The following is a 21,308-nucleotide window of genomic DNA, read 5'->3' as shown; positions in this document are numbered from 1 at the left end:
TTTTACGCACCGCATTTCGGTTTTGGAAACACCTATCCAAAATTGAACGTTGACTGACAGGTATTCAAAGTATGTAAATCTAAAACGAAACTACAGGATATCCTTTTCATGCAACATATTTCACCTGCTTGAACCGGGGTGTGCAACAAAATGTCACTTCCGACCATCTTTAAACGACATATGTCATAAACCATCTCACACCCACGTTCTTGTTTCATGGAAAAGATCAAACGGTTCTTCTGGTGGTGTTCGGGTGCTACTCCTAACCTATTGAGCAAGGCGCCTTCCGAGCACAATAAATATTTCGGCATCGGGGCCACGGTGTTTTTCACCGGCCTCTTTGCAACCCTATCAGGCGGATATGCCCTGTACTTCGTATTCAACGATGTACATCCGGCCATCCGCCTTTTTGCTGCCCTGCTGTTCGGTGTGGTATGGGGCATGATGATTTTCAACCTGGATCGCTTCATCGTGTCCAGCACGAAAAAAAGTGGAAAAGCATGGAAGGAAGTGCGGCTGGCCATTCCACGGTTACTCTTGGCCGTTATGATTGCACTGGTGATTGCAAAACCCCTCGAACTTCAAATCTTTCATACTTCCATAGGTTATGAGATGGAGGTCATGAAACACCAGGACATCAAGAAACAGGAAGATGCGCTTTTCACCCGATTCGCGGGTGACTTTCTTGCCATGGAGACTGAAACAACCAGGCTACAAAGCCAGATCGACTCAGCTGCAGCCAAACGTGACAACCTGGATCAGGAAGCGCGAAAAGAAGCGGACGGAACAGGTGGCTCCGAACACCGAGGACTGGCAAAGATCTATGCACTAAAGAAAGCGGATGCAGATAAAGCTCAAAAGGAACTGGATGCCATCTCGGGGCAAAACCTGCCCCTGATAGCTGATCTAAAAAACCAACACAGCACCTTGAGTCTGCAGGTAGATAGCCTGCGGCAGAACATACACCGGGAAGCTTATGATGGATTTGACAAACGGTTGGTAGCCTTGGGAACACTGGCGGAAGAGAACCCAGCCATTTCCATTGCCGGGCTGTTCCTGATGTTGTTGTTCCTGATGATTGAAACGGCCCCTGTTCTGGTTAAACTCATGGCCCCCAGAGGACCGTATGACGAACTGCTGGAGGCTCACGAACACGCCTATGTCAACTTCCGCATTGAAAAGATTACCAAGCTGGATTACGACATGCAGCAGCGGCTAGCCAACTACGGTGTACGTCTGGAGGGCTACCCGCATCTCTCGCAACCTGCGGGCATATGAGGTCGGATGAATCAGTAGCTGCTTAAATACCACTTACCGCTTCTGTTCACCAGCTTGAAAGTTTTGGGCGTACGGCCTTGGGGGCCGCACATCACCTGGATGCTTGCTTCGTTACCCCGAATAACGGGTTTACCTACCACCTGTCCGTATCTGAACTCGGCTTTGAAGGCCTGTTTAGCGCTTCCCGACGCAGTAGCCACTCCACAAAAGCTTTTGGTTTCAGCATCTCCGTGCCCCGTGGGATCACACAAACCCGACAACACACCGTAGTTACCGGTTTTAGCCGCTGCAAAAACTTGTGACACCACCCACTTAGGGTCTTTTTGTTTGGCTGCTATTGTTTCCGCATCCGAAGCACTGCTTTTTTTGGAGGAGGAAGATGCCTCGCCTGCATCCGACCCACTGGACGAACGGCTACCGCCGACATCAGAAGCAGATCCTCCCCTACGTCCCCCGCGTTTCGATTTCTTCTCCAGCTCCTCTTCTTTCATGGCAAGTTCACGTTTTGTGAGCTCCAATTCCTTCTTAAGCAACTCCACTTCTTTGGAGCATTGGCTTTCATCAGGTTCTTCACTACAACCGGCGATTGTAACAAGAAGACATACAAAGAAAAGATACGGGAGGTGTCGTAAATATTTCATGTGTTGCATTTTGGAGGTGAATAAATAGGCAAATTCCAAATGCCCAAAGGACAAGGTTCCTAATCCCAATATACAAAAATGCAACAAAGGAGGACGAACGGACGGAAGAAGAAAAGGGGGCTCATCACACCCCCTGGGATCACTATGCGTCGGGATTTTGGCTCAAGCGGTCTTTGATGAGCTCCATCTCCTGCACGGTTTGCTGCCAGGCTTTTGCAGCTTCCTCAATTTCCGGTCGCAGTTCTTCGATTGATCGGCCTTTTTTTGCACCGATCTCAATGTGTTCGAACAAACGGGAAATGTTATCAATCCCCATGATACGCGTTGAGCTCAGTATCTTGTGTGCTGAACTCCGTATCCCCTCGACATCCTTATCATCAAGTCGCTTTTCAATCTGACGGACAATGGTTCGCGACTCAGAGATAAAATGATCGATCACCTTTGCTACAAAGGCATCATCACAATCGAGGTACTTCTTTAACTTTTGTACATCCAGGCTCATACTTTACTCATTTTAAATTACAAGGTTGGCAATCTTCTTATATAGGGTAATTTTCTTCAGGGGCTTGCTGATATAATCGTTCATGCCCACAGCTTTGCACTTGCGCTCTTCTCCGTTGATAGCATGCGCTGTCATAGCGATAATGGGCACCTTACTTTTCAATTCGTGGCGGATGGCCCTGGTGGTCTTATACCCATCCATACCTGGCATCTGAATATCCATAAGCACCACATCAAAGACTCCGTTTCTGATCTTATCCAAGGCTTCCATTCCATCATTGGCGATCTGCACATTCATCCCCATCGAACCCAGGAAGTCTGAAGCCACCATCTGATTGAGTTTGTTATCTTCCACCAACAAGACCGACTTATTGACAAGTTTCTCGCGCAAATCCTCAACCCCTTCCACAACTTTGCTGTTTGGAGTTCTGCTGTGAGCGATTTCCAATGGCAAATCGATGATAAAGGTTGTTCCTTTTCCCTCCTTACTTCGCATCTTTAATGTGCCATCCATCAATTTTGTGAGGCGTTTGACGATGGATAATCCCAAGCCGGTTCCACCATATTTCCGGGTATTTCCCTTGTGGGCCTGTTCAAACTCCTCAAAGATTTGCTCCTGCTTATCTTTTGGAATTCCGATGCCTGTATCTTTCACAGTAAACCGGAGCACGCACCTGTCTTTTCCTGCTTCCTTGAGGTCAACGCTCAACTTCACCGAACCCTCGTGCGTAAATTTGATAGAATTGCTGATCAGGTTCATGAGAATCTGATTGATGCGGACCGGATCACCCAAGATCACATCCGGGATATCCAACCCCATCACCAGTTTCAGATCGATATTCTGCTCATTGGCCCGATAAGAAATGGTATTAATAAGATCCTTCACCATTTCACCGATGTTAAACTCAAGCTTTTCAATGCTGAGTTTTCCAGATTCAATCTTGGAAAGGTCCAGCACATCGTCGATGATACGGAGCAAATTCTCACTGGCAAATTCCATTGACTTGAGATACTTCTCCTGTTGCTCGGTGGTATGTGTTTCACGCAGCAGCTGAATAATTCCCATGATGGCATTCATAGGAGTTCGTATCTCGTGGCTCATGTTTGCCATGAACAACTCCCTTGCTTTCACTGAACTTTCAGCAATCTTTCTGGATTTGATGATATCCTTTTCCGCTTTCTTCTTTTCGGTAACATCCGAATCCATGGCCACGATTCCTTCAATCTCACCGTTCTCGTTCAGAACCGGCGTGAGGGTTGTCAGCGACCAGAACTCCCGACCCGACTTTGCATAATTTTTAGACTCATAGGAAACAGAATGCCTTGTCTCCTGCATGCGCTTGAAGTAAGGATGCTGGGGATCAAGGCCGGTATATTTGCCGTGGCGAAGTACTTCGCCATGGGTGCCCTTCACATCATCCAGAGAATAGCCACTGATGCGCTGAAAAGCAGCGTTCACCCATTGAATTTCTCCCTGATGATTCGCGATAAGAATGGAGTTATCTGTCTGAGACAACACGAACAAAAGTCGTTTAACTTCCTCCTCGGCTTTTTTTGCGGCGGTAACATCCGTTCCGTAAAGGTTGATATAATGTCCTTGATGAATAGGTACAATGGTGAACAGATAAGTCCGGCCAGCGATATCTATCTCTTCCTTCATGACCTTATTCTCCCGGTATACCCTGGTGACCAATTCCATCCAGTGATGGTGCAGTTCCTCATCGCTGTCAAGCGCCTGAACCAGGTGCACCGCAGCCCTGTTCACATAAATGAGGGCCTGGCCATGCATGGAAAATCGCATGACTGGACTGGGACTTTCAGCTGGAAATTTTGCCAATGCGTCCAGTTCCGCTTCATGTTGTTTGCGTTGTGTAATGTTTGTATGCAAACCAACCGATCCCACCACCCGGTTGGAGTTATCGTAAACCGGTGAACCATTCACGAGCATCCATAGTTTCTGACCCGATTTGGTTGTCAGTTCCAACTCATACTGGCTGGATTCGCCTCTCATACGACTTTCAACAATTCTGGCCATGCGTTCCTGCTGATCTTTATCCAGTAGAACTTCGGTTGCCTTCCGCCCCATCAACTCTTCCTGGGAATAGCCAGTTTGCTGACAAAAAGTACTGTTCACGAATTCAACCTCGTCACGGTTGTTCACCACGAGTACACCCTCATTCATGGTTTCAACCAGGGTACGGTACTTCTTTTCGCTTTCGTTGAGCGCCTGTTCATTCAGTTTATGTTCCGTGATATCCCTAGCGATCAATCCAATGCCACTTTCCAGCCTGAATACCTCCATAGAAAAATACCTTTCACCGAAAGCCGGGTGGGCGACAAAGTCCTCAAAGCTTTTGCTTCTTCCGGTCTCCAGGGTTTTTTGGTACATGCGCTTCTGCGACTTGGCAGACAGGGGGAACAATTCTGTCAGGTGACGACCAACAAGATCTTTTTTGGTTCTACGCCCCATGAGCTTGGTACCGGCCTTGTTGATATCAAGCACCTTCATGTTGGCGTCAAAAATGACGAACGTATCCTTTGCCGCATTCATGAAATTATTCAACATCTTACGGCTTTGCCTCATCTTTTCCTGGGCAGCCACCTGCTTGGTGATATCTTTGGCAATACTTGATGCACCGATAATTTCACCGCTAGCATTCTGGATAGGAGATATGGTAAGGCTTACATGTACATTGTTGCCTGCTTTGTTTCTTCTGACTGTTTCCAGGCGTTGTATTCCTTTGCCGTCGCTCAGACGTTCCATAATACCATCCAACTCCTTCCTTTTGTTTTTTGGAACGATCAAAGAGATATGCTGCCCAACCGCTTCTCTTGCAGAGTAACCGTATAATTTCTGTGCGCCTTTGTTCCAGGAAGTGATGTATCCATCCAGGGTTTTTCCCAAAACAGCATCAGTGGTTCCCTGCACGATTGCCGCCAACTCGGTAACCTTGGCCTTCGCCTCCTCTTTTCTTCCCATTTCCCGCCGAAGGTCTTCCAGGGTGCTTTTCAGTTTCTTGGTGCGTTCCTCCACTTTTAATTCGAGCTCATTTTTAGCCCGGAGCAACTCCGCTTCGGCACGCTTCAACTCTGTTACATCCTGGGCTGTCCCCAGCATCCTCACTGGTTGATCGTGCTTATCCAGCAATACTTTTCCCCTTCCCTCAAGAATTCTCATTTCACCATCTGCACGAAGGATGCGATACTGAATAATAAATGGCTCACCGGTTTTGTATGCATCTGAAACGGTTGATTCAACGTACTCCCGGTCATCCGGATGAATGTATACCAGGAAATCGGCGTATCGAATGGATTCCAAAGACTGCGGGAGTCCATATATACGGCACATCTCATTTGAAAGGGATAAAAGTCCGGGAGCAACCTCACACTCCCAGCTACCTATGTGAGCCAGGTACTGGGCTTCCTCGAAAGCTTTTGTTTTTTCCTTGACAATCTCTGCAAGTTCATCATTCCATTTCCCAAGTTTTCCCAGTTTATCGCGGATTACGTCCAGCATAATCTGGACACCCACGTACAGTTCGGAGAATTCATCTTCGGAGCCTGCATAGGGGACATCCTTGGAAAAGTCACCGATCATGGCACGGGCGAATACAGGAACCAGGTCGGCCAGTTTGGCTTGGACCAAGTCCTTGTATGCATCCAGTTCACTATGTACGTGTTTTACTGCCATCTCATGGTATATTCGTATATGCCTTCGCGGATAGAAACAGCTTCCACCTCACCGGTGTATTCCCAAAATGCCATCCACTCGGTAAAAAAACCGTAAAAATGATCCATGTCATAACCACTGTTCTCAATGGTAATGCGGACCGCTTTTTCTCCTAAATCCTGCGCATAGAAATGAATGTTCTTATAAATATGTACGGCAATGTGGGGGTATGCCAGAACCGCCGCCTTAAAGTCTTTATCCAACACGTGTAAAATCATTTTACCGTAGACTGTTGTTACAAAGTCGCGGAAGCTAAGACTCCCGGTATTAAGCATTTCGGTTTTTACGGACGCGGAGGTGGTATCTTTGAGGGCCTTGAGTACATGCCTAAGAATGGCCTTATCTCTGGCAATCGGGATGTCAGCAAAAGCATTGAATTCAAGCTTATCACCATATTCTGACTCCAGGCGTACAATAGCATCTTCACCTTTTTTCTCTCTTAAAAGATTGATATGGCTATTGACGAACATCCCTTTAATCATTGGATTCTTATTGCGGTAGCTAGTGCTCATCTTGTTCCTGCCATTGCCATCTGAGGCATGGCTTTTCGTGGTTCACGCACGCTATTGAATTCTTATTCATAATCTCCCAAATATTTCACTGATTACCGATCTATATTCAACCTATCGTACAGTGTCTGAATATAGGTCCTGCTCACCGGCACAGTTCTTTCTCCAACCTCAATGATCTCACCATCCACTTTACTTATCTTTTCAAGGTTCACAATATAGGATCTGTGCACCTGCATGAATTTGCCCTCCGGTAAGCGATCAACAATATCTTTCAAGCGCATGGGGCTTTCGAACGATTCATCTTCGGTCTTTACGATTACACTGTTATTATGGCTTTTGATCAGGCATATTTCAGTGAATGCCAATCGTTTCCACAACCCATCAACCCTGATAAATAAACTGGCGGATATATTTGGTTCCTTATCCAGTTTCTCCTCCATCACCTTTTGTACCTTCTTAATTGCTTTTACAAATCGCGAGAAGGTGATCGGTTTCTGAAGGTAATCAACCACATCATAGTCAAATGCCTCCACTCCATACTCGCGCTTTCCGGATATCATCACCACCTTAGGGGCGGTATCATCGAATGAGGCGAGTAACTCAACACCGGTCATTCCCGGCATTTCCACATCCAGGAACAAAAGATCCAGTTGCTGGAATGCACGATCGTCACTTAGTGCCGAGAAAACGTCATGGTAGGTACCTTCCAGATGAAGGAATTCTATTTTACTGATGTAATGTGTAAGGATTTCGCAAAATACCTTATCATCATCCAGTATGGCTGTTTTAATGAGCATAGTGCAAGCGCCGCTTTGCTTTAAAATAACCGGAGGAAAGGATTACTTGAATAAAATTACATAATCAAAACCTACCCGGCTAATTTTACGACGCATGCGTTACGCGGTTTCAAACAATTTGTTACTCCGTATTTTTTCAGAGCAACCAGCCACCCAATGCCAATCCAACAATAAAACAAAGAACGCCTGCAAGCATCATCCTGTTTCTTCTTCGGACGGCTTGCTTTTTTTCCTTAAATATTCTGAGCACGGCTTGCTCAACCCTCACATGGCATGCGTGCTCCTTGGCCACGTATTCGGTAATACCATTATTAAACAGTTCAGCCACAATCATTACCTCCTGCTGGCTGCTCATCATGATCACATCCGTAGAGGGAAGCGTTCGCCTGATCGTGCGAAGCAACGCCAAACCGTCCATTGCCTCCTGATTCTGATCATTCAGAAAATAATCCAGGATGACAATGTCCGGTTTGAGACCAAGGTGTTGCAGACACTCCTCGCCACTTTCAAATGAGTAGATCTCGATTTTTGGTTTTTGAAGATCCTGACATCTGGGCAGCCGCTGGAGATAATGAGCCAGGAGGGTTCGCGCAGAAGAAGAGTCTTCGACAATAAAGATTCGGTATTGCGCATCCGAATCCCAGGTCAACTCTCCGAGGTAAGGTTGGTTGGTTGTTGTTGCTAAGGTTTCCATAACGATCCTCCTGTTCCTTCTTAATGAGCCATGGTGTAAATCAAACCAATTGCAAAGACGACCAGCAACACCACGGCATAATACATCATGTTTCGTCTTTTTTTGCGTTTCGAATTTTCTTTATCCACAATTACCTTGCGGACCGAATTCTGTACTTTTCTTGCACTGGCCGGTCCTTTTTTCTTGATGTAATTGGATGCACCGGCTTCAACAAATTCCCTGACAACCTCAACATCCTGCTGGCAACTCACAATGATCACTTCAAGTTTGGGCAGTTCACTTTTCATGGATTTAAGGAGTTTCAGCCCATCCATGTTGTAACGATAACCGTTGCCGTCCAGATGATAGTCCAATACAAGCACATCTGGTTTCAACTGTAGATTTTGCAAACATTCTTCTCCGGATGAATAGGCATAGAAGTGACAGTTGTCCAGTACGTCCTCTTCATGGGTATTTTTCATGGTTTGCACCAGCATGGTGCGGTACACATCCGAATCATCGACAACAAATACATTATATGTGTCTTTTGTATGCATATGGTTGGAGTCGACACTACAGTTGTTATTCCTGATTATTTAACCTTAAATCTTTTTCTTTTGAAAGAATCCACCAAGGAAGGTATCACCATGGTAAATACGATTCCCAGAAAGAGTGCGCTTACGACAAAATAGGGCAGCAACTCCGAAAAAGCATAGCTGACAACGAACACACTTCCCACCAACACGATTAGAAGGGCAATGAACCCGGCCCTGGCCCTCTGCTCCTTATAACCATCCACAACCTGGTTCATTTGTTTGGAAACAACCCCACCAATCCGTTTCAAAAACCTTTCGTCACGAGGTATAAAATCCACCGCCCCCCGCTTCATCAAGTTCACAGTCAGATCCACGCTGTTCATGGAAGAATACATAACAACCGGTACGCTGGGATGTTTGGATTTGATCTGTACCAGCATGTGATCACCATTCATTTTATGTGAATAACATGCATCCAGATTATAATCGGCCAACACCAGATCCGGCACTTTCCATTCAACTGTTCTCAAACAATCTTCTGCAGTATTGAATGTACGCACCTTGCACTTCACTTCACCCCTTAGTTTGTGCTTGATGATTTCCAGGTTGGTGGTGTTGTCATCAACCAGGTAAACGGTCATGTTTTCTAGCTTTTTCATTTCGGACGACTTGTTGATTCTATCCTATTCAACGCCAAAGTTTAGGCACCGATCACACCGAAGGGGTGAACTGCAAAAATCAAATGGTGAAATTCTTCAATCATCTTGTGAACAACACCAACCCCGCAGGCAAGGATATTGCAAGAAACTGAAGAACAATTAATTAACAATAAAACTAAGGTTCCCAATCGTGTCCTTAACAAAGCCCGTAGGTTAATTCTGTTAAAAAAAATTTCAGGGTATTTTGAATTATTGTTGGTGAGATTGATGAAAATTTATATCTTGTTTTCCTGTAATGACAAGGGTTTTAAGGGGGAAATGAACCCGATAATTGGATCACATGTATTGCGCAACCCTTTTGAAATTAGCCCGTATAATTTTCTGTCCAGTCTTGGCATGGGATTATACAATTAGGTTTCTTTTACAATTGATTTTTAGGTAGTGATTACAAGTACGGCATGTTGCCATACGTTATGTTGCGTATGCCAATGTGAGGTACAGCAGGATTCGTATGCCTGGCCTGGACATGTTAGCTATGTTCAACTAAAAACTAGGGCCATGAAAAAACTGTTGATTCTCAGTGCAGCTTCTCTGCTATGGTTGGGTAATGCTTGGTCTACCACTTATTATGTAAACACCGCAGGGAGTAATTCAAATTCAGGATTATCGGAGGGAAATGCGTGGCGAACCATCACATTTGCCGCCGGATACAATTCACCGGTACGGCCGGGTGACATTGTTTATGTAAAGGCCGGTAATTACGGAGCGGAATATGTCAGTTTCATTCAGAACGGAACATCAGGCAGCCCGATCACATTTGAGGGCTATACCAATGTACCGGGAGATGCTCCGGATCTTAACTTTTCCATGGGTGATGCATTGGATGCATCCGTCATGCCGTTGCTCGACGGAGGAAACCGGGCAAACGGCAAGATCGGAATGAATCTCGCCGGTGGACATTCCTACATTGTCATCAAGAATTTTCAGATTACCAATTATTCATATGGTGTCAATTCGGGAACAGCCCATCACATCACACTGGATAATGTAATCACCACATCCACGGGCGATATTAATGATTCCTATTCCGGCCGTGGGATCCAGTTCGGTTCCTGGAGCACAGCCGTGTCCAGCTATAATACCGTTCGGAATTGTATTGTGGTAAATTCGGCCGCAGAAGGCCTCAGCATCAACGGAGATTTTAATACGGTTTTCAATTGCAAGGTGTACTGCAACGAAGGAGAAATCGGGTCAGGCAACAACGCAGCCACCGACTACTACTTACTTGTTGACGGTAACAACAACACCATTGAAGCGTGCTACGTTGAGCGCATCGGAGATTTGGCCCACTATGGCCATGGCATCGGCGCCAAATGGGATTGCCAGAACAACTACTTCCTGAACTGTACCGCTGTGAACATGACGGAAGACTTCTATGTTCGACACAGAGGTGCCAAGTTCAACACTTTCAAGGGATGCCACGCCATTACCGGTCGTGCATTTGTGGTGCGAGACGGCGCCAGCTACAACCATTTCATTGATTGCCGTGCCGATGATGTCAAATCCGGTTTCCGCTTCATGGATACATCCGAAGACGGTGGTGCACAATATGCAGGAAGACACAACACCTTCGAGAACTGCATCATCAATTCCGCATACCTGGGCATTCATTTTGATGATTACGACCAGGTTTCCATTGCAGACAGCAATACGTTTGCATACTGCACCTTCAATAACATCGATTACCTGTTCTATTGCGGAAGACAAAATGCCAACAACCAGATGATCAGTTGCATCGTTGCCAATTCAGGCAGCCTGAAGGGCGGTTCGTACGCATTGTCATTCGCTTGCTCTTATACCAATTTCTATGCAAATAAATTTTCTACTCCTTCCGGAAGCGGTAACATTTCCACTGATCCCTTGTTCGTAGATGAGGCCAGTGGCAACTTCCACCTGCAACCGGGAAGCCCTTGTATTGACAAAGGCGTACCAGCACTGAACGTATCCAATGACTTCGACGGCACACAACGCCCTTATGGAAGCGGATATGACATGGGGGCATACGAGTATGCACCGGTACAACCTTTTTCGGTAAAAGAAAACACCACCAACGTTAAATGTAATGGTGGAAGCGACGGAACAGCTACTGTCATTGCCTCTGGCGGCACCATTCCTTATACGTATTCATGGAACAATGGTCAGGCCACCCCATCAATCAGTGGCTTGAAAGCCGGCAAGTATACAGTAACCGTTACCGACGCAAAAAGTCTGGTGAGTAGCATTACCATTACCGTTACTGAACCCACGGCCATATCCGTTACCAATATCAACAAAACGGATGTAACCTACTGCGGGCTTTCAAATGATGGCGCCATGCAGGCCAACATCACAGGTGGCGTTGCACCTTATAGCTATGAGTGGAACACCGCACCGGTACAAAACTCGGCAACTGCAACCGGTTTGGGATCCGGCGCCTACACATTGGTCGTAACAGATGCAAACGGATGTACCCGGTCATTCACCGACAGTGTTCCTTGCACACCACCGGTGGACCTGACCTACAGCCACACCAATGCAAAGTGCAATGGCAGTAACGACGGCACGGCAAGTGTAAACGTAACCGGAGGGTACCCTCCCTACACGTACATCTGGACAGACGGCCAGACCACCGCCACAGCTACCGGACTGAAGGCAGGCTCATACAGGGTAACTGTATCCGACTCTAAATACGGCGGCTACCTCCAAACGGTCAATGTAAATGAGCCAGCGGCCATTGTTGTGGAAGACATGATCCGTAATGAAGTTTCTTCCTGCGATGCCAACGACGGCTCTCTCCAGATTGCCATATCAGGCGGTAAACCCGGCTATACTTACCTGTGGAATACCGTTCCGGCACAAACCACATCCAAAGCTACAGGTTTGACCACCGGTACATACACCGTTGTTGTAACGGATGCAAGCGGATGCAGCATTGAAGTTTCTGAAACACTTTCATGTGCTTCACCTTTTGCCGTAACATATGAGCAAACCGATGTAAAATGCAACGGTGGATCCGATGGCAATGCCACTGTAAATGCAAACGGTGGAGCTGCACCCTATTCATACCAATGGAGCAATGGGGAGTCTACCCAATCGGTATCAGGACTGAGTGCAGGAAACTATGTGGTCACCGTCACCGATGCGGTCGGTGCCAATGTTATTGAGAACATTTACATCAGCGAACCGGATGCCCTGCTTATCGACAGTGTGTCACACAAAGATGCCAGCGATTGCAATATCAGCGACGGCGAACTGGAAGTACACATGTCCGGTGGAGTACCTGCTTACAGTTACGAATGGAATACAAATCCGACCCAATACGGAAGCGTAGCAACCGGACTTCTTCCCGGAATGTACACCGCCATTGTTACGGATGCAAACGGATGCGTAACCGAAGTAACAGACAGCGTGGGATGCCCTCCACCGGTAACCGGAACAGATGACAATAACTCCACCGGCATGTTTCGGGTATACCCCAACCCAACCCACGGTGTGGTTCATATCAAGGGTAGCGACATGCAGTCTGTATATCTGACAACGCTTACGGGCACCGTAGTCACCCGCGTTGAGCCCAACAACCCGACCAGGGTTACGCTTGACCTGGATGCACTTGGATTGCCCCCTGGATACTACTTATTGTTTATTCAACAATCTGATCGAACGATTTCGGACAAGATCGTTTTGAGATAAGCAGCGATCCTTTCGCACGCAACATTCACCCTTGTGTCCGGATGTACCCCCTCCGGCACAAGGGTGTTTTTTTACCCCGGGCATCAATCATGCAAAGCATCCGAATTGCAAGAATGCCACAAAGGCTCTAAGGCAATGGTTCGTTGTGGGAACTTTTCTTGGCGACCTTGTGCACCTGGTGGTAAAAAATCGGACAGAGCCTTCAGAACCTACCTGTCGATGCACAGGCCAGTGTCATGGCAGGCAGGCATGACCACCGTCTTAAACGCCGGGTTTCTAAGTTGAACTAAAAACAACAAGGGTTTGTTGAGAACTCCCTAGCGGGCACCGATGGCATTTGCTGCTTGATCCATGGTCAGCACCTTTACCTGCTTTTCTTTGCAATAGGCTGCAGCTCCCTCCAACATGGCCGGGGTACATCCGTAAATGGAAGGTTTATTTTCCACATCATGGGTAAAAAAAATCAGCCATCCCTTGAGTCGAATGGCTTCATCGATCAGGTTGTACACATCCTGCATACGCATCTGCTCACCCAACTGATAGGCCCTGAGATTGATCAGGTCTATCACACCGTGATTGATTCCGCTGTTCACCCCCCTTGCGGTTTTAAACCGGTTCTTCACCGCTTGTTTGGCTGTGATGGTTTGCTCTCCGTATGGGTAGGAGAAATTGGTAAAGGACAGACCCTCGATGCATTCCTGCATCCGTTGGCGGTTTTTATCCAGATCTTCCCTGATTTGCGCTTTGCCAGATTGATAAAAATGGATGTGATTGTATGTGTGGCACGCCAGCTCTCCTCCTCCATCCACCACTTGTTTCAGGTATTTCGGGTTGAACTGCATTCCGTCGGTCCGGTTGTGATCGTAAAAACTCAGGGCCACGTAATAAGTCCCCTTGTAGCCAAATGTATTGAGGATACGCATGCCTTCTTCCATACCGGAATCAGGCACATCATCAAACGTAAAGGTCACAATAGCCTCAGACAGGTTCAACGGAAGCTTCCTGTTCACGATTCTTTTGGCTACCGCCCTTCTGACCTTGTTGTAAATGCTCATGATTTTTCTTTATCCAGAATCGCCTTCAGCTGTGCCACAAATGTGTTTGCAATCACCCGATGGGCAGCATGGTTCCAGTGCCCTCTCTCATTGCTCACTTGCCAGAAATACGGATCCACACCCTGATTTTCCAATTCTTTCAACGCGGTTTTCACATCAATGATGGGTGCGCCATTCACCAGGGACCGGATCTGTTCCTTTCGCTTTTCATTGATATCCAGCAGGAAGATCACCCTTTTATCCGAAGCAAATTTACGGATCACGGCGGCATCCACCTCATCTACTTCCCTGTCGATCTTCGCATCCGCTTCTGCTTCATTTTCCGATGGGTAGAATTTATCCAAAACGATTTCCTTGAACTCTGGAATGCGATTCTTTGCCCGATAAGTCAGAAACACGAGTGACGAACTTGTCAGAAACTCCAGCTTGGAATAGTTCTTTACAAAGGGTTTATGCTGAAAGTCCGTGTTCAAGGTGAGGGAATCGCCGGTAAGCTCATAAAAAGGAATGTAGCGGCCTTCGTTGCCCAGGCTTCTTTCGTTAATGAAAACCACAAAATAATCCGGGTGATATTTTTGTTCCAGTTCTTCCTTGATATATAATGCTTCCCTGAGCGGCATGGTTTCCTTGCCGAAATTGAAGAGATGCACATTCCGCCTTTCTCCCTGCAGTATGGCTTCGGAGAGCGAAAGAAAATTATGTCGGTAAAACACCTGTCGTGCCGCAATGAAGCTATTTCCCAGCACCGCAAGTGACACATCATTTTCGCCATTATCATGAAAAGCAGGTCCGAACCAACCGTCTTCATTGGTCCTGGCCAGCCCGAATCCCTCATAGTTAAAGATGGAACAGCACATTTTATCCGGCATGTACCGTTCGCCGTTTTCCTGATCAATCATAAGGATGGGCGACATAATTCCACCGAATTTCAGGATCAGTCCGAACGTCAAACAAACAATACCGAAGCCGATTCCGAACAGCAATATGGATTTGATTTTTTTCATTTCTCCTGGTACCGCTTAAAATTTAAAGTAAATGAACGGCATCGGTTTCGACTGGTAGAGATACATCATTGTAAAGAAAAACGTTCCGGCCATTACACCATACCGGAGCGGCACCGACAATATCCTGTCCAACTCCGTTTCCTTCCGCGTGGCATACAACACCAGGTCCATGGCCACGATCAGTACCAGGTAAGTGAGTGTGGTCAACACAAACCAACCGGTATATTCGCTTGTTTCCCAATGCCACATCTTGGAGAAGAAGATGCGCGTTGTTTCCCAGGATGTGGATCTGAAGAACAACCACGTGAACAGCACCAACACATATGTTCCTGCCATACTCAGCGCGGAACGGAATGAAACGGGCCATACATTCTCCGCCTGAATGGATCTCCCTTTTGAATACATCTTATGCACCGCCAGGTACAGACCGTGAAGTCCGCCCCAGATCACAAAGTTCCAACTGGCACCATGCCACAGTCCGCCCAACAACATGGTCAACATGAGATTCACGTATGTGCGGGTCTGACCTTTGCGATTACCGCCCAGCGAGATGTACAGGTAGTCGCGTAGCCATGAAGAAAGCGAAATATGCCAGCGCCTCCAGAATTCGGTGATGTTATGTGACAAATAGGGTTGTTCGAAGTTTTTCATCAACTCCACGCCAAAGAGTTTCGACGTGCCCCGGGCCACCATGGTATACCCGGAGAAGTCGGCATAGATCTGGATGGAGAACAAGACAAGGGCACTCAGCAGTTCAATGCCTTTGTAGGCTTCCATGTTTTCGAAAATGTGATCTACGAACCGGCCGGTTGTATCGCCTATCATCACTTTCCTGAACAAACCCGACACGATCAACGGGATGGCTTCATACACCTGTGCGCGTGTGGGCTTCAGGTTGCGTGACAATTGAGGCAACAATGCACTTGCCCGACCGATGGGACCGGCCACCAATTGAGGAAAAAACGTTACGAACAAACCGAAGTCGATGATGTTCTGCGAAGGTTCGATCTTACGACGATAAATATCTATGATGTACGAAAGGTTATGGAACACGTAAAATGAAAGCCCCACGGGCAGGATGATGTTCATGTGAATGAAGTCGAGTTTGAACCCCAATCCCGCTGATACATCCCGGATGTTATCAATAAAGAAATTGAAATACTTGAAGAACCCAAGGATACCCAGGTTCACCACCAGGCTAACGATCAGGAGTCGTTTCCGCTTCGCCTCCCCTTCCGTCCTATGAATAGCATTGCCGATGAAGTAATCCACCAGCGTTGTAAAAGCGAGCAGCGAACAAAACCGCCAATCCCAGTAACCATAAAAGAAATAACTGGCGATGAGCAGGAATACGTTCTTGCTTGTTTTGTTGGGCAGTAAATAAAATACGGGCAGGACTACGCCCAGGAAAACGAAAAAAATAAAAGAATTGAAAATCATGGGAAATAACTATCTCAACGGTTAATGAATATCCGGAACCATTCTTCCAGGTTAATCCACTTCCAAATGTCTTTGGAGAAATTGCCTTTGCCTTCAATGTGCGCCTGGTACTTTTTCTGGCAATCTTCCACATTGAAATATCCCCTCTGTTTGAAAGCGGCGGAATGGAGCATATCCTGAATGTAGGCCTGGAAAGCCTTCGACCTGAACCATTCATCAGACGGGGTGGTAAAACCCTTCTTATCCCTGCGGTTGTAAATGGCAGCCGGTAAAATATCCCGCACGGATTCACGCATGATGTATTTGCTCACACCGTTTTTCAACACGAGGTCGGGCGGCAGTGATAACGTCTTCTCAACGAGGTTGTGGTCAAGGAACGGCACCCTGGATTCGATGGAAAACCGCATCGAATTCAGATCGTCCCATTTCAGCAAATGCTCCAGTTTATGTTCAAAATGTTGCAGGAACGAATCATGCAATGTCCGGGGATCATACAGGTCACTGGAGATGGTTGAAACGTTCTTGTATTTTTCATAGAATTCGGTAGAGATGCTTCCATACGTCTTGCGACCTGCGTACTTCTTCAGGCCCTGCGGCAACAGGTAAAACAGAAAATACGCATAGGCATCTTTGGAAGGGTTGCGTTTGCCATAACCGATCAGTTCCCGGCAAAGCGTGATCCATTTCAGGCTGCGAAGCAGTTCCTTGAAATACCCCCCGTAAAAGTAGTTGTATCCGCCCAGCATCTCATCAGCCCCTTGCCCATCGAGTGTGACCGACACGTTCTGGCTGGCCAGCTGCATCACCTTGTATTGCGAGTAGGGGCTCACGCCCGGAATGGGTTCACATTGCGCGGTTACGAAACCCTTGAACTCATCATAAAACGTTTCAGCCGTGGGCTGTATGTAGAACATGTTGTTCAACTCAGCCTGGAAGGCGTTGATGAACGGACTTTCATCCGCCCAGGAACCCTTTTCGAAAACAGCTGAAAACGTTTTGACTTCCTTCAGGTTGAAATCGTGATACAACACGGAGGTAACAGCTGATGAATCGATGCCGCCACTGAGACAAACTCCCACCGGTACATCGCTCCTCAGTCGCAACCCAACGGATTTCCTGAATTCTTCCCTGTATTGCCCGGGTGTCATGGGCGACGGGTAGCGTACCTGTTCTTTGAGATCGTACCACTTTCGGATATCCACCTTGCCGTTGCGAATGGTAAAGCAGTGGCCGTGGTGAAGTTTGTGAACGGAATCGAAGAAGGTCTCGTCCGACTGATCCGTGCGGTTATAAACCAGGTATTCGTAGAGCGACTTCTCGTTGGGGGTCAGTTGGTCTACCAGGGGCAACACCGACTTGATCTCGGATGCGAACACGAACCTTTGTTCATTCCGGTAGATATAAAACGGCTTGATTCCAAAACGATCCCTGGCTCCGAAGAGTGTTTTCTCCCGGGTATCGTAGATGGCAAATGCAAAATCACCGTTCAGACGCGGCAGGCATTGCTCACCCCATTTGATGTAAGCAGCCAGTAATACTTCCGTATCGGTTTTGGATCTGAAGCTGTACCCGTCCTTCAACTCTTCGCGGAGTTCCACATAATTGTAGATCTCGCCATTGAACACGATGGCATAACGGTCGTCGTTGCTGAACATCGGTTGGTGCCCGGCGGAAGAAAGGTCGATAATGCTGAGCCGCACATGTCCGATTCCCACGTGATCGCGAAGGAACATACCTTCATCATCCGGACCGCGATGCTTGATCCGGTTCATCATGTCTTGTATCGCTGCCGGATCAACAGCTTCCGACGAAAAGTTCACTATACCGGCTATCCCACACATATGCTATCCATCGTTTTGTACATTGCTTTAAAGGATGTACTCACCGTATGATCAACCATTTCACCAGGTTCTTGGCATTCTGGTATACCAACTCCGTCACCCATGGCACCATAGGGTCGTTCCATCTTTGGGGATGAACGGTAATCATGACCTGTTCCGGCAATGCATCTATATTCTTAATGATATCCTTTGTCTTTCTGAAATTGAACTGATGCGGTGAGTGGACCTTATCCCGTATGCTCACCTGGTCGCCGTTCCATTTCCGGCCGGTATCCGTCAGGTAGCAAAATGAATTGAAGTTCAGGTCGAGATAAGGTTCACCGATGATATCGAAATCCTTGTACTTGTATTTCTCCCAGACCTTCCTGTTGTCCCATTTACTGGTGGGGCTACCATGCATACAGATGGTACGCACGGGATAGAACTCCCTAAAATACTTGAGGTTCTTTTCGAAATTCTCCATGGCTTTTTTGAAATCCCCACGGGCCAGTGCAAGATCCTCGTAATGGTATCCGATCTCATGCCCCATCTCGGCAATGGCACGAATCACTGCGGGATCATTGCTCTGGCGAACAATCCGGAAATAGTATACCCCCCGGATCCCCAGTTTGTGTTCGATCTCAGCGGTATGTTGAGAATTGAGGGGCTTATCGTCCACATCATGGCGCATGATGACGATCTTACCTTCCGGTGATGTGGTCAGGAATTCCTCGAACGTAACAAAGCGGTAGCCTTTCTGCTGAAGGGCAACCAACAAATGTTCATATGATATTAATGTAAAATCTCTTGCCATAAAACGTGGCTACAAATGGACGCTAAGATAAAACTTAAGCAAACTTCTTTTCCTTTAATGTTTGGTCCGGGAGCAATTGCGCATCGTGCATGCTGGCCGGATAGTTTTCCACGAAATTGACCATCCAATCGGTCAAATCGGTTTTTTGTTTCAAAATACTTCTTGTCTTTTCGGCGAAAGCCTCCTTGTACGAAGGCTGTTTCACCAACTCCACCGCTCGCTCAACCAGTCCGGCACTTTCCCTGAACAATTCAATCAGGCCCAGTCTCACCTCTTCATCCAATGTTCCGGCCTGCGCAGTACTGATGCACAGCGAAGGTGTACCCAGGAAGGCAGCTTCCGCAGCCATGGTCAGGCTTTCACTCACAAGCAGGCTGGCATTGTGCAACACGTCATGCATCATGGCGGGGTGCACCCTGAATGCATATTCTTTCAGGTCGTCCGGCAAAGCACTTTCCGAAGATATGATTATGCGGGCATATTTCGATAATTCCCGGACAAGGTTGTATTTATCTTGTTCTGAAAGCCCTTTCAATCCTATATCATGACTTGCGGTCCAGGAAACGAAGCGCAGGATCACATACCGTTCACCTGGCGCAAAACCTTCCGGCAGTTGTTCTGCAGGTTTGAACCTGTTGGGGTGCAAGGCACCTAGTTCAAGAAAACCATCGAAACGTATGTGTTTTTTTCCGAAGTCCTGCTGGAACACCTTCGGGGTCAGGATGGCTTTGGTGAATGGAACATACAGCATGTGCTGCATTTTGTTATGGTCAGTATCATCCAGGGCGATGTGGGGTTTGCGCATCAACCAGGCCACATGAGCCGCATACATGGAGCCGGCGCTGATAAACATGTCGGGTTTGAACTTCATGGCTTTTCGCCAAACGAACCAATCCGCCTGCAACATATACATCATCTTGCCTATCAATCCATCCTTACCTTTTCCACGGTTGAGATAGGGCAATTTGTAGTAGTCAAGCAGTTTGAACGCAACCTCTTTATCTCTTGATATCAGGCAAAACACGTGTCCTTTCATCTGCATCAGCCAGATAAAATGCTTGAAGTAATGCACGTGGGCAGGGTGGCCTATGTCGATCAGGATTCGCACAGAATCAACGAATATATTTATATAATTTCATTCCAGCTTTACCCACCTGGAACAACAGGGGTTTGTGAACCTTCATGTACCTTCCGAAACTCAGCAATTTCCCACCGAACTTCAGTTTGTACGTCCTGACGGCATATTCCTTATCCGGTTTGCCGGCACCGGCGAAGTCATAAATCTTGATACCCTGCTCCTTCCCCCACAACATCATCTTCCAGGGAGTGATGTCGCTGGGCTGGTATTTGGAATACTCCCTATCGATTGCCGCGTACCAGTCGTACATGCTGTCTTTATAGATCAAGTACACCCTGCAGCCGATCATCTTATCATCCATAAAGCATCCGACGAGGTGGGCCTTCTCTTTCAGAAAGTCTGCAGTATTCAGGAACAAATCCGGATGAGGCGCAGGCAGGTTGACCCGTTCGTAGGTATCCACGATCATCTCGTAACCGCGCATAATTTCTTCTTTGGAAGTAATCTGTCGCACCACCAGGTTTTTATTGATGGCCCGTTTGATGTTGGAGTATCTTCCCCGGTGCAGCGTCTTTCGCATATCATCTTCAGACAATTGCAGGTCGTTGTGTATGGTGAGGTGTTCCACATAAGAGAACCCGGCGTCGAGAAAAGCCTGGTTCAGGGCACTTATATCAAACAGGTTGCGAACCTCGGTATAGATGGCGCCTGCTTTTTTGATCTTCTTGCAATAGGCTGTGAACAACTGGCGGGCAATGGCAAGGTCATCGTTTTTCACCAGCGGTCCGCCGGTCACGATGGACCTGGTGGAGAAGAACTTTTTCACACCGGGCTCCATCAGGATGGTATAGACCATCAACCCGGCAATGTCGCCGTTATCATCCACGAGCGCGATCACCTCGGCATGGTTATCGGATGTAGCCCTGAATACATCGTACAGTTCTGGCGTTTGAAAAATATTTCCAGACGGATGTCCCAAAACAAAATCCGCCCACTTCTTCCGATCCGGTGTATCTGTTATTTTCATGATCACTAGGAAAT

At 47.2% G+C, this 21,308-nt stretch carries 17 protein-coding genes; 2 read left to right on the top strand and 15 right to left on the bottom strand.

Features of this window, described 5'->3' with window-relative positions:
• Positions 1 to 216 precede the first annotated feature (216 nt).
• Positions 217 to 1,278 (top strand): DUF4407 domain-containing protein, encoded by a 1,062-nt coding sequence (locus tag H6585_05505; protein ID MCB9447786.1) that lies wholly within the window; start codon positions 217 to 219, stop codon positions 1,276 to 1,278.
• 11 nt (positions 1,279 to 1,289) lie between these two features.
• Here H6585_05505 and H6585_05500 read toward each other — a convergent pair whose 3' ends face one another.
• The 8 genes from H6585_05500 to H6585_05465 all read right to left on the bottom strand — a co-directional run bounded on the left by H6585_05500 (position 1,290) and on the right by H6585_05465 (position 9,327).
• On the bottom strand, positions 1,290 to 1,919 hold the full coding sequence (locus H6585_05500; protein ID MCB9447785.1) for a hypothetical protein: 630 nt from the start codon (positions 1,917 to 1,919) through the stop codon (positions 1,290 to 1,292).
• A gap of 142 nt (positions 1,920 to 2,061) precedes the next feature.
• Positions 2,062 to 2,421 carry an Hpt domain-containing protein gene (locus H6585_05495; GenBank protein MCB9447784.1) on the bottom strand — a complete coding sequence of 120 codons (360 nt, stop codon included), beginning with the start codon at positions 2,419 to 2,421 and terminating at the stop codon, positions 2,062 to 2,064.
• A 12-nt stretch (positions 2,422 to 2,433) separates the two neighbouring features.
• Positions 2,434 to 6,111, bottom strand: coding sequence for a PAS domain S-box protein (locus H6585_05490; protein ID MCB9447783.1), 3,678 nt, complete (start codon positions 6,109 to 6,111; stop codon positions 2,434 to 2,436).
• On the bottom strand, positions 6,102 to 6,662 hold the full coding sequence (locus H6585_05485; protein MCB9447782.1) for a DUF2378 family protein: 561 nt from the start codon (positions 6,660 to 6,662) through the stop codon (positions 6,102 to 6,104). The genes H6585_05490 and H6585_05485 overlap by 10 nt, the downstream gene beginning before the upstream one ends.
• Positions 6,663 to 6,754: 92 nt before the next feature.
• The gene (locus tag H6585_05480) at positions 6,755 to 7,459 is read right to left on the bottom strand and encodes a response regulator transcription factor (protein ID MCB9447781.1); all 705 of its coding nucleotides are present in this window, start codon (positions 7,457 to 7,459) and stop codon (positions 6,755 to 6,757) included.
• 136 nt (positions 7,460 to 7,595) lie between these two features.
• The gene (locus H6585_05475) at positions 7,596 to 8,153 is read right to left on the bottom strand and encodes a response regulator (protein MCB9447780.1); all 558 of its coding nucleotides are present in this window, start codon (positions 8,151 to 8,153) and stop codon (positions 7,596 to 7,598) included.
• 20 nt (positions 8,154 to 8,173) lie between these two features.
• A complete protein-coding gene (locus tag H6585_05470; protein MCB9447779.1) occupies positions 8,174 to 8,689 on the bottom strand; it encodes a response regulator transcription factor in 516 nt (171 codons plus the stop codon).
• A 35-nt stretch (positions 8,690 to 8,724) separates the two neighbouring features.
• Positions 8,725 to 9,327 carry a response regulator gene (locus tag H6585_05465; protein MCB9447778.1) on the bottom strand — a complete coding sequence of 201 codons (603 nt, stop codon included), beginning with the start codon at positions 9,325 to 9,327 and terminating at the stop codon, positions 8,725 to 8,727.
• Between the two features lie 558 nt (positions 9,328 to 9,885).
• Here H6585_05465 and H6585_05460 point away from each other — a divergent pair.
• Entirely contained in the window at positions 9,886 to 13,056 is a 3,171-nt protein-coding gene (locus H6585_05460) for a T9SS type A sorting domain-containing protein (GenBank protein ID MCB9447777.1), read from the top strand.
• A 317-nt stretch (positions 13,057 to 13,373) separates the two neighbouring features.
• Here the strand turns inward: H6585_05460 and H6585_05455 are convergent, their stop codons facing one another.
• The 7 genes from H6585_05455 to H6585_05425 are packed head-to-tail and all read right to left on the bottom strand — an operon-like array spanning position 13,374 to position 21,294.
• Positions 13,374 to 14,111, bottom strand: coding sequence for a polysaccharide deacetylase family protein (locus tag H6585_05455; protein MCB9447776.1), 738 nt, complete (start codon positions 14,109 to 14,111; stop codon positions 13,374 to 13,376).
• On the bottom strand, positions 14,108 to 15,115 hold the full coding sequence (locus H6585_05450; GenBank protein MCB9447775.1) for a hypothetical protein: 1,008 nt from the start codon (positions 15,113 to 15,115) through the stop codon (positions 14,108 to 14,110). The genes H6585_05455 and H6585_05450 overlap by 4 nt, the downstream gene beginning before the upstream one ends.
• Before the next feature lie 15 nt (positions 15,116 to 15,130).
• The gene (locus H6585_05445) at positions 15,131 to 16,555 is read right to left on the bottom strand and encodes an MBOAT family protein (protein ID MCB9447774.1); all 1,425 of its coding nucleotides are present in this window, start codon (positions 16,553 to 16,555) and stop codon (positions 15,131 to 15,133) included.
• Positions 16,556 to 16,569: 14 nt separating this feature from the next.
• Positions 16,570 to 18,396 carry an asparagine synthase (glutamine-hydrolyzing) gene (asnB, locus tag H6585_05440; protein ID MCB9447773.1) on the bottom strand — a complete coding sequence of 609 codons (1,827 nt, stop codon included), beginning with the start codon at positions 18,394 to 18,396 and terminating at the stop codon, positions 16,570 to 16,572.
• Positions 18,397 to 18,436: 40 nt separating this feature from the next.
• Positions 18,437 to 19,189: a hypothetical protein gene (locus H6585_05435; protein ID MCB9447772.1), complete on the bottom strand. Its 753-nt coding sequence runs from the start codon at positions 19,187 to 19,189 to the stop codon at positions 18,437 to 18,439.
• A 34-nt stretch (positions 19,190 to 19,223) separates the two neighbouring features.
• Positions 19,224 to 20,297, bottom strand: coding sequence for a DUF354 domain-containing protein (locus tag H6585_05430; protein MCB9447771.1), 1,074 nt, complete (start codon positions 20,295 to 20,297; stop codon positions 19,224 to 19,226).
• A gap of 4 nt (positions 20,298 to 20,301) precedes the next feature.
• Positions 20,302 to 21,294 (bottom strand): peptidoglycan bridge formation glycyltransferase FemA/FemB family protein, encoded by a 993-nt coding sequence (locus H6585_05425; GenBank protein MCB9447770.1) that lies wholly within the window; start codon positions 21,292 to 21,294, stop codon positions 20,302 to 20,304.
• Between the last annotated feature and the right edge of the window lie 14 nt (positions 21,295 to 21,308).

Source organism: Flavobacteriales bacterium (assembly GCA_020635855.1).
GTDB lineage: Bacteria > Bacteroidota > Bacteroidia > JACJYZ01 > JACJYZ01 > JACJYZ01.
The sequence above is the reverse complement of the archived record's forward strand: the minus strand, read 5'-3'. Positions and strand labels throughout refer to the sequence as shown.

What these genes read in the sequence shown, in the direction of transcription:
- H6585_05505 (MCB9447786.1), top strand. Translation starts at nt 217, where the DNA reads ATGGAAAAGATCAAACGGTTCTTCTGGTGGTGTTCGGGTGCTACTCCT.
- H6585_05500 (MCB9447785.1), bottom strand. Translation starts at nt 1,919, where the DNA reads ATGAAATATTTACGACACCTCCCGTATCTTTTCTTTGTATGTCTTCTT.
- H6585_05495 (MCB9447784.1), bottom strand. Translation starts at nt 2,421, where the DNA reads ATGAGCCTGGATGTACAAAAGTTAAAGAAGTACCTCGATTGTGATGAT.
- H6585_05490 (MCB9447783.1), bottom strand. Translation starts at nt 6,111, where the DNA reads ATGGCAGTAAAACACGTACATAGTGAACTGGATGCATACAAGGACTTG.
- H6585_05485 (MCB9447782.1), bottom strand. Translation starts at nt 6,662, where the DNA reads ATGAGCACTAGCTACCGCAATAAGAATCCAATGATTAAAGGGATGTTC.
- H6585_05480 (MCB9447781.1), bottom strand. Translation starts at nt 7,459, where the DNA reads ATGCTCATTAAAACAGCCATACTGGATGATGATAAGGTATTTTGCGAA.
- H6585_05475 (MCB9447780.1), bottom strand. Translation starts at nt 8,153, where the DNA reads ATGGAAACCTTAGCAACAACAACCAACCAACCTTACCTCGGAGAGTTG.
- H6585_05470 (MCB9447779.1), bottom strand. Translation starts at nt 8,689, where the DNA reads ATGCATACAAAAGACACATATAATGTATTTGTTGTCGATGATTCGGAT.
- H6585_05465 (MCB9447778.1), bottom strand. Translation starts at nt 9,327, where the DNA reads ATGAAAAAGCTAGAAAACATGACCGTTTACCTGGTTGATGACAACACC.
- H6585_05460 (MCB9447777.1), top strand. Translation starts at nt 9,886, where the DNA reads ATGAAAAAACTGTTGATTCTCAGTGCAGCTTCTCTGCTATGGTTGGGT.
- H6585_05455 (MCB9447776.1), bottom strand. Translation starts at nt 14,111, where the DNA reads ATGAGCATTTACAACAAGGTCAGAAGGGCGGTAGCCAAAAGAATCGTG.
- H6585_05450 (MCB9447775.1), bottom strand. Translation starts at nt 15,115, where the DNA reads ATGAAAAAAATCAAATCCATATTGCTGTTCGGAATCGGCTTCGGTATT.
- H6585_05445 (MCB9447774.1), bottom strand. Translation starts at nt 16,555, where the DNA reads ATGATTTTCAATTCTTTTATTTTTTTCGTTTTCCTGGGCGTAGTCCTG.
- asnB (MCB9447773.1), bottom strand. Translation starts at nt 18,396, where the DNA reads ATGTGTGGGATAGCCGGTATAGTGAACTTTTCGTCGGAAGCTGTTGAT.
- H6585_05435 (MCB9447772.1), bottom strand. Translation starts at nt 19,189, where the DNA reads ATGGCAAGAGATTTTACATTAATATCATATGAACATTTGTTGGTTGCC.
- H6585_05425 (MCB9447770.1), bottom strand. Translation starts at nt 21,294, where the DNA reads ATGAAAATAACAGATACACCGGATCGGAAGAAGTGGGCGGATTTTGTT.